We start from the raw sequence: 18,073 nt of genomic DNA on the forward strand, positions 1-18,073 counted from the left end.
AAATGCCTACCCTCGTAAATCATGATGATTATTTTGCTTGTAAGGTGGTTGGGGATTCAATGAATAAAGTTATTCCAAATGGTAGTATATGTTTGTTTAAAAAATATACTGGTGGAAGTAGAAACGGTTTGATTACACTTGTTGAAAGTAGTGAAATACATGATGTTGATTTTGGATCAACCTTTACCATTAAGGAATATACTAGTAAAAAAACAATCGACGAGGATGGTTGGAAGCATGAGGAAATCATCTTAAAACCATTATCAACACTCCCCTATGAGCCTATAATCTTAAGGGATGAAGGCACAATAAATTTTAAGGTAATTGGTGTTTTTGAAAAAGTTCTAAAAGTTGCTTTGGAGACATAGATATTTTGCGGTAGATATGATAATTACTACTCCTCTTAAAAACTTAGTGTTTATGAATTATTGATAAACATTAAATTTTCATTAAGATATACCAGTTCAAAAAATAACTCTTCGATATACCATTAAAACTGAAAAAATTTCAAGCTCAATTCTATTAAAGCCTAACATGTTGTCAGGCTTTATAGAATTCTATATTGTGAATATCTAACAAGAAAAACTTATTTTTAATTACCAATTTTAGAATCTGCTAAAATAACTTTAATAGTTAAATCACGTAAATAAGGCATTGGTCCTGGTCCCAAATATTCTGAATTAAGGTGTAATTTACCAACGGAATAACTGGCTGAATATTTAAAACCATTGATTTCACCAGGAATCAAATGAAATGCTCTTGGATTACTAATTCTTTCAAGAATTGAAACTAAAACAAAACCATCTTCAAAGACTATGTTATCTAATTCAGGAATGGATAGTTCTAATTCATATTCATAATTTGATATTTTTTTCCAATCTCCTTCATTAGTATTGTAATAATAGCTTGCACCAGATGAATTGGGTTTTAATGAACTAGGTTCACCCCATCCCGACTGTGCCTTAGGACCATAGAAATCCATATTTATGAGGTTGATATAAAAGTCCCCCACATTACCAATGGTTATTTCAGGAGGTAAATTTCCACTAAAGATTCTATTGCCATCCTGTCCTTTATCACCTTTATCTCCCTGTTGACCTTTATCCCCTTGATTTCCCTGAGGTCCAATTTCTCCACTTTTACCACAACCTGACAAAGACAAAGCTATAGCGATCGCCATAGCGGACTTAATAATTTTGTTTTTCATATATAATAAATGATTTGGATCTGCAAACATATCATTTATCGATAAATAAAAAGCAACAATATTTGAAAATATAGATAAGACCTCGAAATCATTGATTTTATAATAATGAAATCTTAATGTTCGGTTTTATTCTTGACTACGGAAAACCGTAATAATTAGTGTATCCAATATCAATACCTTTACATCTTACCAAATTAATTTAAAAATGAATAAAAATTATTTAACCCTTTTTATTGGAATTTTATTAACATTATTCTTTTTCAGTTGTAAAAATACGGTATTTTCAGACCAAGAAATAGCTGAAAATCTAGTTTCAGATTTGATTTTAGAAAACCTAAATGACCCAAGTACTTATGAATCATTAGAATTTGGAAAATTGGATTCTGCAAATTTGATTGAAATTGATGAAGGCTTTTTAAAATTTCGAGAAGAAGCAAAGAAACAAGGAAGATCTAGGTCTGAACAAATTCAACAAGCATATTTAAGCATGGCTTTTGGAGAATACCTTGGTTTAAATTCTAAAAAAGAGGAAAAGAAGGGGTATAAAATATTACACAAATTTCGCGCAGTAAATGACTATGGATTATTAGTAGTTTCTCTGTATGAATTTTATTTAGATTCAGAACTCAAAACGATATTATATTCTGAAGAAGTTGAATGAGAAGACAATCCAATTGAGGATTCTTATTTCCAATGAATGTAATCAATAAATCCACTTTTAAAAGAATCAGTTTTCTAAATTACTTTTAGTTGAAAAATATTGGATTAGTATAATAAGATTCATTTGTTCTATGAAATCGCTTAAGTAAAACCATATTTAGAAACATCTTCACCCCAAAATAAAAAGGCCGTTTCAATTCATATTCTGAAACGGCCTCATTTAAATTTACAAAATCCAGTACTCCTTCTTATTTCATTTTAATGAAATACAATCTATTCCTATCTACACTTTTGGTACCTGGGAGGAACTTCTGGGAAAAGCTACTATTTCCATTATCGACTATCCCAAAATCATCATCATCATTAGAAACCACCAGAATATTTAATTTTAACATGGTTAAACCTTCCGCCTTATTGTGTGGATTAAGGTCTAGGTAGATCATTTACTTATTAATATCGAAAGAAGTTCCTATCATTAATATTTTTGTATTTATTTCCTCCTAATAAAGCAAGCACAAAAACACATTCAAATATTCAATATTTCTTAATAACTTAAGGCTATGAATAGAACAATTGAGATACTAATTGAGAATAGAAAGTTAGTTCTAGCAATTTTAGTGATATTATCTGCCTTTGCTATTTATAGATTCGGTTTTATCGTTGGTGAGTTTATTTCGCTTATCACAAAATAAACCTAGTCTTTTTGAGGGGCTTTGTATAAAAGATTCATTGATCAATAGCTTGTAATTATTATTGATGTACAAACCAATCCAATACTCAAAATGCGATCATGAAGACTCTAGCTGTAATTTTTCTTTTTTTACTCTGTTCAAAATCTTATGGACAGATTGACTCAAGTTTAATCTTCAAGAAAGCAGATTACATAATTAAGTTGATTGAAAACAAGAATATTGACTCCTTAATCATTAATAGTACCGATTCAATTAGATGCATTCTATGTAATGAAACTGGAATAGAAAAATACATAGATTCTAAAATTTTCTTCACGGAAAGGGTTCAGGAAATATTTACTCCAGCATTAATTTCTAAATTAAAATCAGCTCCTAAGTCTATAGTCAGGCAAAGTGAACCTTATCTTTCTTATATAGTATACTACAGGATAATTGCTAAAGATGAAATTGCTCCTGGTCATGAAGGTGTTGATTTTGGTATTTGGCTTAGGTCTGATGATCAATTAAAATTTACTGCCCTTGATACTGTACCTTAAATCCATATTTAATGCAAAGCATTCTTGAATTTGGGTACAGGGTAATGACAATTATTAGGAATAATATACTAACAAATTCAGTTCCCCCTAAATCAAACAAAATAAAAAGGCCGTATCAATTCATATTTTGATACGGCCTCATTTATCTTTTTTATATCCTGTACTCCTTCTTATTTCATTTTAATGAAATACAATCTATTCCTATCCACGCTTTTGGAACTTGGAAGGACTTTCTGGGCAAAACCACTATTTCCATTATCGACTACTCCAAAATCATCATCATTAGAAACCACCAGAATATTTCCTTTTAACATGGTAAGACCTTCCGCCTTATCGTGTGGATAGACCTCAGGTAGATCCTTTAATAAATCAATGGCTAGCGTTTTTGTTACTGGCGTAATACCAGCAGAAGCTAGTCCAGCTTGGTCCTTTAATTCTTCAACAGTTTTTCCTTTATACAATTTCCCAGAAGCAGCATTTGAGGCATCAGAGATATCGGTCGCTTTGCTTATATCGATTTTGAAGATCTTTTTGAAGAGTGCAGGCTTTGCAGGATCTCCGCTATAGAGACCATCTCTTTCCAAGGTTAGGAAAGTTGTATTACTCAAGGCCAATATTTCACTTACACCGGTAAGTGAGGGGTTGTCCATTAGGTAAGCGTATTGTTTTGTAGCTCCGGTTGCGATGTCAAAGGTTAGGATACGAATGATCATAGAACCTGATACGGCAGCCGAACTGGGATTGTACATTGGGGATTGCATAATACCGACCAAGGTTTTGCCATCAGGGGTAATCGTCAAGCCTTCCATCCCTCTATTAGCCCTGCGATTCGCAAAGACAGCAGGTATTTTACGTCCGCCGAAGCCAGTACCAAAAGGGTTGATTCGTTCAATGGTTTTTCCGTTCATATCAGTATGCACGATATGTGGACCATATTCATCCGAGATCCAGAAGGTGCCGTCCGCCGCGATTACCAATCCTTCAGAGTCGATACCGTCTGCAGATGCAGCCAATTGCTGTCCATTCAGATCAAAAGGAATTTCACCTGTGGAACCCATTCCCTTTGGATTCGGTAAACCATTTAACTTGGCACCTTTTTCATTCTTCAATTCGATTACTTGCTCTAGGACTAATTTTCCTTCCTTCAATCTGAATTTCCCAATCTGTGGTGCGAAGTCTGCTTTTCCAATGATGATAGCGTTCTTAGCCTGTCCAGCTACATTAGCCCTTCGATCTGTCATCATATAAAAGACTTCAGGATCATTCGGGTCTGCGACTACGGCTGAACCAAAACCCCCATTGTAGACTTTTACACCCTCTTTGGTCGTCATTAATACATTGGGAGTCTCAACCTCCGCCATAGCAGGATAGTTTACAACTTTGGACTTGTTGTGATCTTGATCTTTTTCGCAAGAAGTTAGTGCTGCAATAAAGGTTAAAGCAGTCGCTAGTGTGTGAATTTGTTTTATCATTAATATAGCTTAATAAATTGGCACAAATAAAGATGTTGAATATGAAACAGATGTTAAGCTATGGTGAAATTATTATCATTGCTAGAAATATCCCTTCATAAATATATCATAATAGTCCCCCTTCCCTATTTTGATTCCCCGACTATTCTTCCTAAATTCATGAAAACAACATCAATCATCATAATTATCAATCATTATGAACTTACTTTTCATAGGCAGTTTATTAGCTAGTGCGATTTGGATAATAATGTTATTTATTACAGTCTTTTCCATCTACCATATCGTCACGAACCGAGACCTATCCAGTGGCCAAAGAGTGGTCTGGATATTGGTTGTATTGGTTTTTAATGTGATTGGTTCAATTATCTACTTAGCCTTGAATAACTCCAAAAAAGCAGCTTAGCCTGCATTAGGATTAAACTTTTTGGTTTTCTTTATTTTCTATAATACATCCCTATTTAACCACTTACCGATTACCCAGCTTTTTTATCTTTGGCAAGGAAATTGTTTCTCGTCAAGAAATCACACAATCTACTTAATATGAAAAAGCAATTACACTTTATGCTATTTATTGCATTGGGTCTTATTGGAACTACGTCTTGTAGCAAAGACAGTAATTTGAAGCCGATTGATGCCGTGGGTAGTTATCAGGGGGATTTGAGCATTCATCTCTCTACCGGCAAGTTCACAAGTTATGACAATAGCATCGTAACGGTTACCCAAGTGGGTGAAGGCCAGTTAAAATTCACAACAAATCCAGCTTCGGGAAGTGTTTCGGAAACTTTTGATGTCTATGAGCAGAACGGCACTATGAGCAATGATGACGATGATCCAAAGGGAGTGTTCGTTTATATCAAAGACGAAAACTCATTATCGGTATCTACCTTGGGTAGCAAGGCTACTAAGCAGATCCTATTTACCGGTAAAAAAATCAACTAATATCAATAAAGCCTAATTTTTGGATTAGGCTTTATTCAAAATTCAAAATATTAGGATGATCTTTCTTGCCCTCGTCTATCATTCATGTACAAACAGTACATATTCCAGGTAGGCGAATAATTTTCTTCGAGATACCATTCCAAACGGGACTTTGTAATGGTTTGGTTATTGAAGTGACTTCCAAATAAAGACATGGATTGATCGGATTGTTGACTCAGCCAGTTAACAAAATCAGTTTCAGAATCACAGCTTGAAAGCAATGGCACCGGTCCATACCCATCATTGACCACGCCTAGGATAAATTGTAGGTTGATATAATACAATCCCATTCCGCAATAATCGCGATGGGAAAAATAAAGACCATGATCCTCGCCAGGATTTTGCATTAGCTTTTTACAGACTTTTGTAGCTATGTCAATGCCATAAGGTTCCTTATCTAAATCTTGATATATCTGTAATTCAGATGGTTCTAAGCTGTCTAACTCTATTTTGGAATTGTATAATTGCATGGAATCAGAAATAAATTAATGCTTGAAAAAAGAATTTTACTTAAATTAAGTAAATTTTGTAACGAATACCGAATTAAGATAACCAATTATAAAAACGGATTATGATAAATAAAAAAATCATACTTGGATTTGCAGCATTGATTGTTGTATTGATGATGTATAAGTTAGGAGAAGCTGCAGGTGAGTTTTTCTATTATATTACGCACTGATAAAAAGATATACGCTTTTTCAAATAACTCCCTATTCAATTCACATCCCATTTAGGGAAACCTAGGCTCCTATGCAAACATATGGAGCTATCAATTGTTAGAAATTAGGGTAATTAAACCCTACAGACTGAGCTAATTGGGATTTATATGGATTAATAACCTTTAATTAATCAAAAAAAATCACTAGCTTATTTTTATATACTAATAATACCTATGGTAATCATCAATAATTACGAAGAGTACAAAACTTATGAAGGGAAAGAATTAGGTCTTTCTGAATGGCATTTAATCGACCAAAAACAGATCAATTTATTTGCTGATGCTACATTGGACCATCAATGGATCCATGTGGATGAGGAAAAATCGAAGAATGAAGGCCCATTTGGAACCACTATTGCCCATGGCTACTTGACCCTATCCCTTATCCCCCATTTATGGAAGCAGATCGCCGATGTTAGGAATGTGAAAATGGAAATCAACTACGGTATTGAAAACCTTAAATTCGGACAGGCAGTAAAGGTCAATACCCGGGTTCAATTGCATGCTTTGGTAAAATCTATCAATAACCTACGTGGTACGGTCAAGGCGACCATTCAAGCTAAATTGATTAGTGAGGAATCTGATAAGCCTGTTTATGTAGGTGATGTAATCTTCCTTTATAATTTTAAAGATTAGGAACGAAAGCCTAACGCCTATGCTGGAATTTAGGAGAGAAGGGATATACTGTCCTCAGGGAAACTTTTATATTGATCCTTGGCTGCCGGTGGATTATGCCATCATTACGCATGCCCATTCCGACCATGCTAGGGTCGGAATGAAGCATTATCTCTGCCATGAACTGACAGCACCGATCCTGAAACTGCGGCTAGGTCAAGATATTAAAGTTGAAACTTTAGCTTATAACCAATCTCTCCATATCAATTCTGTAAAGGTATCCCTGCACCCTGCAGGGCATTTAATTGGTTCTGCACAGGTCCGATTGGAATTTCAAGGGAAAGTATCGGTTGTTTCTGGTGACTACAAAATCCAGGATGATGGGCTCTCCACTCCTTTTGAACCAGTTCGCTGCCATGAATTCATTTCTGAAAGCACCTTTGGCTTACCCATTTACAATTGGCTCCCTGTTGAGCAGATCAACCAAAACCTTGTGGATTGGGTGGCAAACAATAAAAAGAACGGTAATAATTCGATACTCATAGGCTATGCCTTAGGAAAGGCACAGCGCATCATGAAGGCTTTGGAAGGCTATGAAGACCATTATGTGCATTATGCTATTTCCAGGATCAATGCAGCATTTACGGAAAGTGGTATTTCCCTACCTCCATATAAAACCATTGATTTCAATGATCGCCCCAAGGATATGAAAGGAGAAATCATTATCGTCCCGCCTTCCCTATTTGGTTCCAATTTATTGAAGAATATTCCCAACGCACAGACAGCCATCTGCTCCGGATGGATGCAGGTGCGCGGTGCCCGACGATGGCGCAGTGCAGATGCAGGTTTTGCCATCAGCGACCATGCTGATTGGCCCGGACTATTGACTGCAGTGAAGGAAACAGGAGCCGAAAAGGTATATGTGACGCACGGCTTTAAAGCTGAATTTACAAGGTATTTAAATGAAATAGGCATAGAAGCTGAGGAAATAACCACCGCCTTTGGAACTGAAGATGAAACTGATGAACCGCTAATCAAGGAATAAGGATGAAGGTACTGGCAAGATTGATAAATGCGCTGGACAGCAGCAATAAGACCAATAGCAAGATCCTTGCAATTGAACAGTTCCTCGCGGAATCTTCTGAAATGGACAAGTATTGGTTTATCCGTCTATTTACCGGTAAAAGACCTCGCCGTTCAGTGAAGACCACTACCATGCGCCAATTGGCCATTGAATACAGTGGGATTCCCGAATGGTTGTTCCTAGAATCTTATTCTGCAGTTGGTGACCTTGCGGAAACCATCGCCTTGATCATCCCACCTGCCAAACATACCATCGACAAAAGCTTGGACCAATGGATGCAGGAAATCATGTCCCTGCAAGGAATGCCTGAGGATGAAATCAAGGGGTATATCCTGACGTCATGGGAAAGCCTAGGACAGACCGAACGCTTTGTCTTCAACAAACTCATGGGAAGCAGTTTTAGGATCGGTGTATCTTCTAAAACCTTGATCAATGCCTTTGCTAAGTTCTATGAACTGGACGCGAATTTGGTAGCCCATAGCATTATGTCGGATTGGGACCCTGAATTGCTCTCTTTTGAAAAATTTATCAAGGGTGAACATATCAACATCAACCTTTCTGTTCCCTATCCTTTTTGCCTAGCAAATCCTTTAGTTCAAGATCTAGAAAGTCTGGGTAAGGAGCAGGATTGGCAAGTGGAATTTAAATGGGATGGGATCCGCGGACAGGTTATCCGAAGGGATGGGGAAATCTTTATTTGGTCGCGTGGAGAAGAGCTTGTCAATGAGCAATTCCCAGAATTATTGGAAGAACTGAAGGATCAGGATATTGATTTTGTGATCGATGGAGAGATTGTGCCTTACAATGAAAATGGGGTAATGAGTTTCAACCAACTGCAGAGGCGTTTGAATCGGAAGAATATCTCCAAGAAAATGATGCAGGAGGTTCCAATAAAATTTATTGCTTTTGACATCTTGGAACTAAACCGGCAAGATCTTCGAAACATACCCTTGGAGGAAAGAAGGAAAATCTTAGAAGACCTACTAGGTAAATTGAATTCAGAAAATTACTTATTATCGGAGCTATTGGATTTCAACAATTGGAATTCACTTAATACGATTCGGGAAGGCTCAGGGGATAAAAACGCAGAAGGTCTGATGTTGAAAGCTAAAGATTCCGCCTATCAAGTAGGCAGAAAGAAAGGCTTTTGGTGGAAATGGAAAGTGGATCCGATGAGCATAGACGCTGTACTGATTTATGCGCAACGTGGTAGCGGTCGCAGAAGCGGGCACTATACAGATTATACCTTTGCAGTGAAAGATGGCGATAAACTGGTAACCATTGCCAAGGCCTATTCAGGTCTCAGTAATACAGAAATTGCTGAGGTCAGCAAATTCGTCCGTGAAAACTCTTTAGAGAAGTTTGGCCCTGTCCGTACCGTAAAACCTGAATTGGTATTCGAAATCGCCTTCGAAGGGATTGCAGCAAGCAACAGGCACAAATCGGGAGTCGCACTCAGATTCCCCAGAATAGTTCGTTGGCGAAAAGACAAACTAGCATCAGAAATAGATGATATCGAAGAAATCAAAAAGCTGATCTAAGCAACTACCTTTTTTTATTCTTTCTGGTCATCCGCGCCTTCTCACCACTTCCATAGTTATAGGTCTTGCTATTGCTTTCCTTTTTCTTATGGAAGGCCCCACCTCTACTCTCATCTTCAACAGCTTTTTCTTTGGCAGTCTCCGAAGGTTTATAAATCGCTAGGTCCTCTGGAAGCGGCATCACAGGTATCTTTTTGCCAAGGCTCTGTTCGATCTTTTTAACATCAGGAAGTTCAATATCAGTTGCAAAGCTAATGGCAATACTTTCATCATCTCCAGTTTTCAGGACATGCTTGATAAATTCCTCTCTGTTCTCTGGGATTTCAAAATGAAAGATAAAAGGCACCAAGGATAAGTCTATATCATCCAGACCTTCATTGGCAACAATCAAGATTCGGCATTCCGGCTTTTGCTTAAAGATATTGATATCATCAAATCCATAATCATCATGGAACATAGGCTTATAGATAGCAGCCACGCCTTTTTTGACATGAAGTCTATCCAACAGATTATGTGCCGTATGTTTAGTATTGACAAAGACAACGACCTTATCGAAGACTTCATCGTCAGACATAAGATCATTCAGCAGGTTGATCTTGGTACTGAAGTTAGGAACCTGATAGAGCATCAAATCATGGGTCTCATGACTGTTTTCTCCCAGTTCATCCACTTCAACCAAGGTAGCAAAAGGCATAAAGTCATCGATCATCAGGTGCAGCTTTTCATGTTCAACAGTACTGAAACATAAGTATTGCACCTTTCCACAACTTTGCGCCAATTCCCGAACATTGGTTTGAAAACCTTGTTTTACAATTTCTTCAGCATCATCGATAACAAAGGTTTCAATTCGGTTCAGGTTCAGACCCAATTTCAGATAGACAGCACGAGCACGAGCTGGTGTCGCCACCACGATATCTACCCCGCGTACCAGGTCTTCAATCTCCTCTTCCATCCCACCGCTGGTCTTCAGTCCCATGATATGCAGGTTCTTATTACGGCTTACGGTGTAAAAGCGCTCTACGATTTCATTGATTCTTTCTTCATTAGGTGCTAAGACTAAAACTTTGGGAGCTTCATCATCCGTATATTTCAAGCGCATCAATACCCCCAAGACGTAAGTCGTGGTTTTTCCGGCACCTTCAGGAGCAATCCCAAGGATACTATGGCCACCAACTATACGAGAAAGAGCATTTAACTGGAATTCCTTGGCTGTAAAATAACCCAATTCGGTCATCGATGCATGGAGACGCTTGCTAAGTTTTAATTTATCTAAAGACACTGCTGAATATTTAAAATGAATGTAAGCTACAAAGTTAGTTAAATTAATACAGTCTATGTGTATTAGCGCATCTTTTACAGCCAAGAATGTATATCTATGGTTCTTTTTGATCTAGAGTAACTAAGAAAGCTCCTTTTCTGAAACAACAATTCCATCTTCATCAGCATAGATAAAATGCCCAGGGATAAAGTCTGTATCGGCAAAATGAAGGGTAAGATCTCTTTCGCCTTGCATCTCTTTGGCGCTACGGTGTGGATTGCTGTACAGTGCCAGAACAGCCATATCTACTTCAGCAATTTCCAATACGTCACGGATAGCTCCATTGATGATCACTCCAGACCAGCCGTTCGCTTGAGCCAAAGCAGCGATATTACCACCTACCAACGCTCTGCGATCAGAGCCAGCACCATCAACAACCAAAACCTTTCCTGTTCCATCTTCCTCCAGTATTGCACGGATCAATTCATTGGCTTCATAGACCTTTACAGTTGCAATCTGCCCATAAAAGCTCTTCTTCTTCCCATAATTCTTGAATCCTATCGGCTTTACAACCTGTAGATTTGGCATATACGCATCACATAAATCGGCAGTTAAAATGATCTTCATGTTTTCTATTATTTAATACAGCTATTTTTATAAATCTGCCGCAAATATAGCTTTCCGAAAAGCAAATGTGTACCTGTACTCAAAACAATATTCATAGGTTTCATTATTTTTACTTTCAGTTAATAATCGATTATAACGCTAAATTTCTAAAGCTTTATTCGTAAATTCTGAATGCTTTAAAATTCATCGTTTCAATTCCAAATTGATAAATCATGATAGTTAGACATTTACTATTCTTCTGCACACTAATATTTATCCAAATAAATGCTATTGATGCACAGGTTAAGGATACACTGATCTTTAAGGAGTATAATGATGACGGCGACATTGCGCTTTTCTATGTGCAAGAAGGGAATAAATCTTGGCCCATGGTATTCAAAGCCAAAAATGAGCCTAGTACAGATTTACTGCGCGGAGATATCGTTGAAGTGGTATGGAAAAAGGAGAAATTAAGAAATATGGATAATGATTTGATGGATATCAATCAAGTCCTTTTGGACTATTCAAAATTAAAGGATGGAAAGGTACATGCTCTCCGAAGGAATCATCCGAACCTATTACAATATGACAAGTCTTCCGAACTCAAATTAACGGATTCCTATCTAGCCTATTTAACTGCATACTTGGAATACTATATCGCTTACAGCACCCAACCCCTTATCAAGGAAATCCTAAAGGAAAAGGGTCAAGCCGAGATGATTTATCAAGTGAATGAAATAACCTTTAAAAACAGACCTTATATGGTCATTAGCCTAGAAACTAACCATGAAAATAAGCAAAGCGTTATTCAATGGCTGTATATCGATAATGAAAACAGGAAACTTTATGAGTATGACATAATCAATGAAAAACTGATAGAATTCTATTGATTTCCCGATGCTATTTTGGACTTTGCTTTCGTCGATAATGTAGCTGTACCAATCCAGTTTCGAATGATTTTGCAGATTGCAATTCCAAGATTTGCTCCGTCTGATGCTCCTTAAACAGCCTCACACCCTCGCCCAATAAAATTGGAATTACTGAAATGATCAGCTCATCAATCAGTTCATTTTTTAGAAGTTCATTGATCAGCTCTGCACCTCCATCACAATAAATACCTTTCCCTTCCCCAGCTTTCAAATCCTTCACTAATGCTACTACATTTCCATTGAAAAAAATGATATTCCCCTGTGCAGGTCTTTCAGAACTTGTAACCACATAAACTTGACGACCTGCTTGATCATAATGTTCAGCACCTAAGGTCCTTTCCACAAAATCAAAGGTCTTTCTGCCAATGATAATAGTATCGATATCTGCGGTAAAATCAGCATATCCATAATCTTCGCCTTGTTTTTCAACTATTTCCAAAAAGCTGAGATCATCATTATGTTTAGCAATAAAGCCGTCTAAACTGCATGCTATAAAAAGGGATAATTTTCTCATGTCACCAAGGTTATGATTTAAAAATACAAGGATATTTTAAGAAACGTTTGCTAAAACTTTCCTTTTTTTTCTTTATTAATCTTAAAATATCTTTTAACATAACTCCTATCTATCCAGTATTTTTCAAACTTATTTAAGATTTTTAAGTTAATATAATATTAGCTTAACATTGAATCAATCTTAAAACTACAATTTTGACCAAATAACTAAACCGTTTTAATACACTATGAGAAAAACATTAATTGTTAGTCTCGCCCTATGCCTATCCTACCCTAGTTGGGCAAATGTGGACTTGAGACTTGCTGAGCCTTTCAAAGCTATTGGTTCAGAACTGCGACAATCGACTATCCGAGGTGTCGTAAAAGATAAGGATGGAAATCCTTTATCCTCCGTCACAATTACTAACCTGACCAACCAAAAGTCCACTAGTACAAATGACAATGGTGAGTTCGAAATTGAAGCCAATCAAGGGCAACAATTGCGGATCAGCTACCTAGGTTTTGAAGCCCAAAACGTAACGGTTACTTCCAGTAATGTGCAGATTACCTTGAGCCCTGATGACACCAATCTGGAAGAAGTGATTGTGGTAGGTTATGGAACGCAAAAGAAAGCCAACCTAACCGGAGCCGTAGACCAAGTAGGTCCTGAGGTTTTCGAAGGAAGGGTATTGGCAAATGCGAGCCAAATGCTGCAAGGTGCTGTACCTAACTTAAACATCGTGCCTGCTGATGGTAAGCCGACCCGTAACCCCAGCTTTAACATCCGTGGTACCACTTCTATCGGACAAGGTGGAAGTGCCCTGATCCTGATCGATGGAGTTGAAGGGGACCCATCCTCTCTTAACCCAAATGATATCGAATCGGTTTCCGTTTTAAAGGATGCCTCATCATCGGCTATCTATGGTTCACGAGGTACTTTTGGGGTGGTCCTGATCACAACAAAAAGGGCTAAAACTGATCGTACTAGCATTACTTACTCAGGAAATGCCTCGTTCCAGAAGCCCATTGCAAGACCCGACTTTATTACCGATGGTTACACTTATGCTTCCCACTTCTTCACGGCTTACAATGCCTGGAACAACTATTCATCCATTCCTAGTAAACTGAACAAAACACAGATTTTCACAATGGAATGGCTTGAGGAGTTCAAACGCCGCAAGGAACAGGGAATCACCGAAGAGGTAACAGTTGATGAGAAAGGAAACTACGTTTATTATGGCAATGAGGACTATTATGGCACCCTGATCAAAGACAACACCTTTGTGCAGGACCATAACCTTTCCATTTCTGGAAACTCTGGAAGATTCGATTATTACATATCCGGAAGAACTTATGACTACAACGGTATGTACAATTACAATACCGACAATTACAATACTTATAACACCAGAGCAAAGGCAGGAATGCAAGTCAACGATTGGTTAAGGATTACCAATAACATCGACTATTCCTTTGCTAAATATTGGGATCCTTCCACAGCTGGTGAAGGTGGAAATATCTGGAGGAATATTGCCGATGAAGGCCACCCTTCCTCGCCTATCTTCAATCCAGATGGCTCCTTCAGTTTCTCGGCTGCATATACAGTCGGTGATTTCATTTATGGTAAAAACGGTACTGGAACAAAAAATGCTGACCTCCGCAATACCACCGCATTCGAGAGCAAATTTTTGGACAATTCTCTAAGGATTAAGGGTGATTTCACATTCAGAAACCGGGACTTTAATTCTACCCGGGTACGAGTACCGGTTCCCTATAGTGTTGCTGAAGGTAAGATGCTGAAACTGGAAACTTCCATGAACAATAACATCTACCTCGTGGATCAACAATGGAGATACCTTTTCGGAAACTTATACGGAGAGTATGAAAAAACCATTGGAGATCATTATTTCAAAGGCTTGTTAGGATATAATTATGAGCAACGCGTTTATGAATCAGATTACATCACAAAGACTGGTCTTCTGACCGAAGATGTTGACAATATCAACCTGGCATTGGGTCAAAACACCAACGCAACAGCTGGTTACAACAAATACAGGAATATCGGTGTCTTTATGCGTGCGAATTACATCTATAAAGATCGATACCTATTTGAATTTAACGGCCGTTATGATGGATCGTCTAAATTCCCGATCAATGAACAATGGGCATTTTTCCCTTCCGCATCCGTTGGATGGAGGATTTCTGAAGAACCTTTCTTTGAAGTGGACAAAAGCGCGATCTCTGATTTAAAACTAAGAGCTTCTTATGGTTCTTTGGGTAATGGTAATATTGACCCTTATGCCTTTATGGACCAATATTCCATCAGCATTTCCAATAGAGTGATTGGCGGTGTAAAAAACCCATATACCGGGGTTCCTGTGGTTATCCCAAATAACCTAACCTGGGAAACAGCAAGAACAGCCAACATTGGTTTGGATCTATCTGCTATCAACAATAAACTGACCTTTACAGCCGATTTCTACCAACGTAAAACCTTGAATATGTATACCGTTGGCATGACCTTACCAGATGTATTTGGAGCAGCTTCCCCTAAAGGAAACTATGCCGACATGACCACCCAAGGTTTTGAACTATCACTAGGATATAGAGATAGCTTTGAGGCATCAGGAAGTCCATTTAACTGGTCCGTGAAAGGAACTTTGGCTGATTATGTGTCAACCATTGATCGCTACAACAATGAAACCGGAAATCTATCCGATTATTATATCGGCCAGACCCTAGGAGAAATATGGGGATATGAAACCCAAGGTCTTTTCCAGAACCAAGCCGAAATTGATGCAGCAGCGACCCAATCTTTAATTAAATCTTCCAATTCCGGAAAGATCTATCCAGGTGATGTCAGGTTTGCAGATTTAGATGGCAGCGGTGTCATTGACTATGGAACCAATACCTTGAATGACCATGGTGATAAAAGAATCATTGGCAACAAAGAACCTCGCTATATCTATAGCTTCAACCTGAACTTGGATTGGAAGAACGTTTATATCTCCTCCTTTTTCCAAGGAGTAGGCAAGCAGCAATGGTATCCTGGAAATGAATCTATCTTCTGGGGACAATACAACAGACCTTACAACAACCTACCATCTTGGCATGTGGACAATTACTGGACTGAAGATAATCCAAATGGGTATTTCCCACGTTATGCAGGATACAATGAATCCATCAAGGTCAATCCACAAACAAGGTTCTTACAGAACATCTCTTACCTGCGAATGAAAAACCTGCAGATAGGTTATAACTTCCCAAGTTCTATCACCTCAAAACTTAAGGTTCAAAGCTTAAGGATTGGATTGTCTGGCGAAAACCTATTTACCTGGTCTCCATTCTACAAGAGAACAAAAGATTTAGATGTGGGCAACTTAAGACCTTCGGATCCTGATATCTCAACAGGACATGGCGATGGTTTCAATTACCCGGTTATGAAAAGCTATAGTTTTAACCTATCTATTGGATTATAATCATGAAAACATTAAGAAATTTATTATATCTACCTGCTATCGCATTACTGTTTAGTTCTTGTGAACTATCTGAAACGCCGCAAGCTACCGCAACCGAAGATGATATCTTTGGAACCGAAAACGGATTGAAAACCTACAGTATTTCATTCTATAACAACATTACCTCGGGCTCAGATGCCTTTAAAGGCGATGCCATGACCGACTACTCCGTTGTCAATAGTCTCAATGACTTTATGGTCAAGGGTGCTTATTCTCCTGAAGTAAGCACGGGCTGGTCTTGGTCAACCCTGAGAAACATCAACCAAATGATAGTCAAGAACAACCGCGAGGAAGTCAACGAAACTATCCGTAATAATTATACCGGTCTAGCTCGTTTCTTCAGGGCTTGGTTCTATTATAATATGGTGGTCCGTTTTGGCGATGTTCCTTGGATAGACCATCCCATTTCACAAGATGAAAGAGAAGTCCTATTCGCAAAGCAAGATTCCCGTGAAGTGGTCGTAAAGCACATCATGGAGGACTTGGATTATGCTTATCAAAATATCACGGAGAGCGCAGGCGATGGAACAGTAATCAACAAATGGACGGCATTAGGACTAAAAACCCGAGTAGCACTTTTCGAAGGGACCTTTCGTAAATACCATGCTCTGGATCTACCAACTAAACCAGATGATTTCTTCAAAATGGTGGTTGATGCCGGCGATATCCTAATGTCAAAAGGACCTTACACCCTAAATACAGCTCAAGGGGTTAAATTATCTCAAAGACAACTCTTTATCAGCAATACGCCGGTGACCTCTGAGGTCATGTTGGCAGTAGCATTCAGCAAGGAATTGGCAATTTTAAATGATGCCAACTGGTGGTGGACTTCTGCCACCTATGGACCAAGATTGAGCTTATCTAGAGAATTCGTGAATAGCATCTTGAACATCGACGGAACACCGTACACCGACCGTGCAAATTATAAAACAGAAGAGTTCTTTGAAGAGACCCAAAACAGGGACAATCGTCTTTCGCAGTTGATCCGTACCCCGGGATACAAACGCAATGATGCTCCGGCTCCGCCGAACTTCAGCAGCTTTACTTATACCGGGTATCAGCCTATAAAATATACCTTGGACGACAGTTTCTATGATAACGGCGGATACAATACCAATGCTGTTCCATTAATGCGTTTTGCCGAAGTCTTATTAAATTATGCCGAAGCAAAAGCTGAATTGAAACAATTATCGGTTACAGACTGGCAGAAAACAATTGGTGCACTTCGTGCTCGTGCGGGCGTGACTGGAGGAATCAATGCTTTACCTACAAAGGTTGACCCTTTCCTTCAAAAGACCTTCTTCCCTAATATTTCTGATCCTATCCTCTTAGAAGTTCGTCGTGAAAGACAAGTAGAACTAGCATTGGAAGGCTTTAGATTCAATGACCTAAAACGTTGGAAATTAGGAGAATTAATGGCAAACCTTCCTTGGACTGGTATTTATGTACCAGCATTGAATACTTTAATGGATTTAGACCATGATGGTAAGATGGATGTCGTATTCTATGATGGAAGTCAATCTGGACCATCCATAACGGTACCTTCAGGTGTTGCAAAAGTCGCCATCGGTGGAAAGGCGACCAACTTCCAAACCCTTACTGCGGATAAACACTTGGAATGGTTCAAAGCCCAACCTCGTACTTGGGATCCTAACAACAAACAATACCTGTATCCTATCCCGGCTACGGCGATTGTAAAAAATGAAAACCTGGTGCAAAACCCAGGTTGGTAAGAAAAACGGTTAATTATTATATTCTAGTGGCTGC

General features: G+C 38.3%; 18 protein-coding genes. 11 read left to right on the plus strand and 7 right to left on the minus strand.

What is annotated here, in order from left to right:
* Positions 1–2: 2 nt before the first annotated feature.
* Positions 3–368, plus strand: coding sequence for a S24 family peptidase (locus ACK2WI_RS01055; RefSeq protein ID WP_409149355.1), 366 nt, complete (start codon positions 3–5; stop codon positions 366–368).
* A 224-nt stretch (positions 369–592) separates the two neighbouring features.
* On the opposite strand, the gene ACK2WI_RS01060 is transcribed toward ACK2WI_RS01055, so the two are convergent.
* Complete coding sequence (locus tag ACK2WI_RS01060) at positions 593–1,207, minus strand: lipoprotein (protein WP_409149357.1); 615 nt, start codon at positions 1,205–1,207, stop codon at positions 593–595.
* A 205-nt stretch (positions 1,208–1,412) separates the two neighbouring features.
* Between ACK2WI_RS01060 and ACK2WI_RS01065 the strand changes: the two genes are divergently transcribed.
* Positions 1,413–1,868, plus strand: a complete 456-nt coding sequence (locus ACK2WI_RS01065; RefSeq protein WP_409149359.1) for a hypothetical protein — start codon at positions 1,413–1,415, stop codon at positions 1,866–1,868.
* Between the two features lie 247 nt (positions 1,869–2,115).
* On the opposite strand, the gene ACK2WI_RS01070 is transcribed toward ACK2WI_RS01065, so the two are convergent.
* Positions 2,116–2,310, minus strand: a complete 195-nt coding sequence (locus ACK2WI_RS01070) for a hypothetical protein (protein WP_409149361.1) — start codon at positions 2,308–2,310, stop codon at positions 2,116–2,118.
* Positions 2,311–2,657: 347 nt separating this feature from the next.
* Here ACK2WI_RS01070 and ACK2WI_RS01075 point away from each other — a divergent pair, with 347 nt between their 5' ends.
* Entirely contained in the window at positions 2,658–3,095 is a 438-nt protein-coding gene (locus tag ACK2WI_RS01075) for a hypothetical protein (protein WP_409149363.1), read from the plus strand.
* Positions 3,096–3,265: 170 nt separating this feature from the next.
* On the opposite strand, the gene ACK2WI_RS01080 is transcribed toward ACK2WI_RS01075, so the two are convergent.
* The gene (locus ACK2WI_RS01080) at positions 3,266–4,567 is read right to left on the minus strand and encodes an esterase-like activity of phytase family protein (protein WP_409149365.1); all 1,302 of its coding nucleotides are present in this window, start codon (positions 4,565–4,567) and stop codon (positions 3,266–3,268) included.
* 247 nt (positions 4,568–4,814) lie between these two features.
* Here ACK2WI_RS01080 and ACK2WI_RS01085 point away from each other — a divergent pair, with 247 nt between their 5' ends.
* Both ACK2WI_RS01085 and ACK2WI_RS01090 read left to right on the plus strand, forming a co-directional pair.
* On the plus strand, positions 4,815–4,970 hold the full coding sequence (locus ACK2WI_RS01085; RefSeq protein WP_409149367.1) for a PLDc N-terminal domain-containing protein: 156 nt from the start codon (positions 4,815–4,817) through the stop codon (positions 4,968–4,970).
* Positions 4,971–5,107: 137 nt separating this feature from the next.
* Positions 5,108–5,506 (plus strand): hypothetical protein, encoded by a 399-nt coding sequence (locus ACK2WI_RS01090; protein WP_093097177.1) that lies wholly within the window; start codon positions 5,108–5,110, stop codon positions 5,504–5,506.
* 50 nt (positions 5,507–5,556) lie between these two features.
* Here ACK2WI_RS01090 and ACK2WI_RS01095 read toward each other — a convergent pair whose 3' ends face one another.
* Positions 5,557–6,015, minus strand: coding sequence for a hypothetical protein (locus ACK2WI_RS01095; RefSeq protein ID WP_409149369.1), 459 nt, complete (start codon positions 6,013–6,015; stop codon positions 5,557–5,559).
* A 422-nt stretch (positions 6,016–6,437) separates the two neighbouring features.
* Between ACK2WI_RS01095 and ACK2WI_RS01100 the strand changes: the two genes are divergently transcribed.
* The 3 genes from ACK2WI_RS01100 to ACK2WI_RS01110 are packed head-to-tail and all read left to right on the plus strand — an operon-like array spanning position 6,438 to position 9,503.
* A complete protein-coding gene (locus ACK2WI_RS01100) occupies positions 6,438–6,899 on the plus strand; it encodes a MaoC family dehydratase (RefSeq protein WP_409149371.1) in 462 nt (153 codons plus the stop codon).
* Between the two features lie 19 nt (positions 6,900–6,918).
* The gene (locus ACK2WI_RS01105; RefSeq protein WP_409149373.1) at positions 6,919–7,923 is read left to right on the plus strand and encodes a ligase-associated DNA damage response exonuclease; all 1,005 of its coding nucleotides are present in this window, start codon (positions 6,919–6,921) and stop codon (positions 7,921–7,923) included.
* Positions 7,924–7,925: 2 nt separating this feature from the next.
* Complete coding sequence (locus tag ACK2WI_RS01110; protein ID WP_409149375.1) at positions 7,926–9,503, plus strand: ATP-dependent DNA ligase; 1,578 nt, start codon at positions 7,926–7,928, stop codon at positions 9,501–9,503.
* Positions 9,504–9,507: 4 nt separating this feature from the next.
* Here the strand turns inward: ACK2WI_RS01110 and ACK2WI_RS01115 are convergent, their stop codons facing one another.
* Positions 9,508–10,782 carry a DEAD/DEAH box helicase gene (locus ACK2WI_RS01115; RefSeq protein ID WP_409149377.1) on the minus strand — a complete coding sequence of 425 codons (1,275 nt, stop codon included), beginning with the start codon at positions 10,780–10,782 and terminating at the stop codon, positions 9,508–9,510.
* A 120-nt stretch (positions 10,783–10,902) separates the two neighbouring features.
* Positions 10,903–11,388, minus strand: a complete 486-nt coding sequence (gene rraA, locus ACK2WI_RS01120; RefSeq protein WP_409149379.1) for a ribonuclease E activity regulator RraA — start codon at positions 11,386–11,388, stop codon at positions 10,903–10,905.
* 212 nt (positions 11,389–11,600) lie between these two features.
* Here rraA and ACK2WI_RS01125 point away from each other — a divergent pair, with 212 nt between their 5' ends.
* A complete protein-coding gene (locus ACK2WI_RS01125; RefSeq protein WP_409149381.1) occupies positions 11,601–12,257 on the plus strand; it encodes a hypothetical protein in 657 nt (218 codons plus the stop codon).
* A gap of 10 nt (positions 12,258–12,267) precedes the next feature.
* On the opposite strand, the gene ACK2WI_RS01130 is transcribed toward ACK2WI_RS01125, so the two are convergent.
* Positions 12,268–12,810: a dihydrofolate reductase family protein gene (locus tag ACK2WI_RS01130; protein WP_409149383.1), complete on the minus strand. Its 543-nt coding sequence runs from the start codon at positions 12,808–12,810 to the stop codon at positions 12,268–12,270.
* A 226-nt stretch (positions 12,811–13,036) separates the two neighbouring features.
* Here ACK2WI_RS01130 and ACK2WI_RS01135 point away from each other — a divergent pair, with 226 nt between their 5' ends.
* Both ACK2WI_RS01135 and ACK2WI_RS01140 read left to right on the plus strand, forming a co-directional pair.
* The gene (locus tag ACK2WI_RS01135) at positions 13,037–16,267 is read left to right on the plus strand and encodes a SusC/RagA family TonB-linked outer membrane protein (protein ID WP_409149385.1); all 3,231 of its coding nucleotides are present in this window, start codon (positions 13,037–13,039) and stop codon (positions 16,265–16,267) included.
* A 2-nt stretch (positions 16,268–16,269) separates the two neighbouring features.
* Positions 16,270–18,039: a RagB/SusD family nutrient uptake outer membrane protein gene (locus ACK2WI_RS01140; RefSeq protein WP_409149387.1), complete on the plus strand. Its 1,770-nt coding sequence runs from the start codon at positions 16,270–16,272 to the stop codon at positions 18,037–18,039.
* Positions 18,040–18,073 lie beyond the last annotated feature (34 nt).

The sequence above is a fragment of the Sphingobacterium sp. BS-2 genome (genome assembly GCF_046161205.1).
Taxonomy (GTDB): domain Bacteria; phylum Bacteroidota; class Bacteroidia; order Sphingobacteriales; family Sphingobacteriaceae; genus Sphingobacterium; species Sphingobacterium mizutaii.

Coding starts and splice junctions, on each gene's coding strand:
- ACK2WI_RS01105 (WP_409149373.1), top strand. CDS start 6,919: ATGCTGGAATTTAGGAGAGAAGGGATATACTGTCCTCAGGGAAACTTT.
- ACK2WI_RS01135 (WP_409149385.1), top strand. CDS start 13,037: ATGAGAAAAACATTAATTGTTAGTCTCGCCCTATGCCTATCCTACCCT.
- ACK2WI_RS01140 (WP_409149387.1), top strand. CDS start 16,270: ATGAAAACATTAAGAAATTTATTATATCTACCTGCTATCGCATTACTG.
- ACK2WI_RS01055 (WP_409149355.1), top strand. CDS start 3: ATGCCTACCCTCGTAAATCATGATGATTATTTTGCTTGTAAGGTGGTT.
- ACK2WI_RS01125 (WP_409149381.1), top strand. CDS start 11,601: ATGATAGTTAGACATTTACTATTCTTCTGCACACTAATATTTATCCAA.
- ACK2WI_RS01095 (WP_409149369.1), bottom strand. CDS start 6,015: ATGCAATTATACAATTCCAAAATAGAGTTAGACAGCTTAGAACCATCT.
- ACK2WI_RS01060 (WP_409149357.1), bottom strand. CDS start 1,207: ATGAAAAACAAAATTATTAAGTCCGCTATGGCGATCGCTATAGCTTTG.
- ACK2WI_RS01110 (WP_409149375.1), top strand. CDS start 7,926: ATGAAGGTACTGGCAAGATTGATAAATGCGCTGGACAGCAGCAATAAG.
- ACK2WI_RS01075 (WP_409149363.1), top strand. CDS start 2,658: ATGAAGACTCTAGCTGTAATTTTTCTTTTTTTACTCTGTTCAAAATCT.
- ACK2WI_RS01130 (WP_409149383.1), bottom strand. CDS start 12,810: ATGAGAAAATTATCCCTTTTTATAGCATGCAGTTTAGACGGCTTTATT.
- ACK2WI_RS01090 (WP_093097177.1), top strand. CDS start 5,108: ATGAAAAAGCAATTACACTTTATGCTATTTATTGCATTGGGTCTTATT.
- ACK2WI_RS01100 (WP_409149371.1), top strand. CDS start 6,438: ATGGTAATCATCAATAATTACGAAGAGTACAAAACTTATGAAGGGAAA.
- ACK2WI_RS01080 (WP_409149365.1), bottom strand. CDS start 4,567: ATGATAAAACAAATTCACACACTAGCGACTGCTTTAACCTTTATTGCA.
- ACK2WI_RS01065 (WP_409149359.1), top strand. CDS start 1,413: ATGAATAAAAATTATTTAACCCTTTTTATTGGAATTTTATTAACATTA.
- ACK2WI_RS01070 (WP_409149361.1), bottom strand. CDS start 2,310: ATGATCTACCTAGACCTTAATCCACACAATAAGGCGGAAGGTTTAACC.
- ACK2WI_RS01085 (WP_409149367.1), top strand. CDS start 4,815: ATGTTATTTATTACAGTCTTTTCCATCTACCATATCGTCACGAACCGA.
- rraA (WP_409149379.1), bottom strand. CDS start 11,388: ATGAAGATCATTTTAACTGCCGATTTATGTGATGCGTATATGCCAAAT.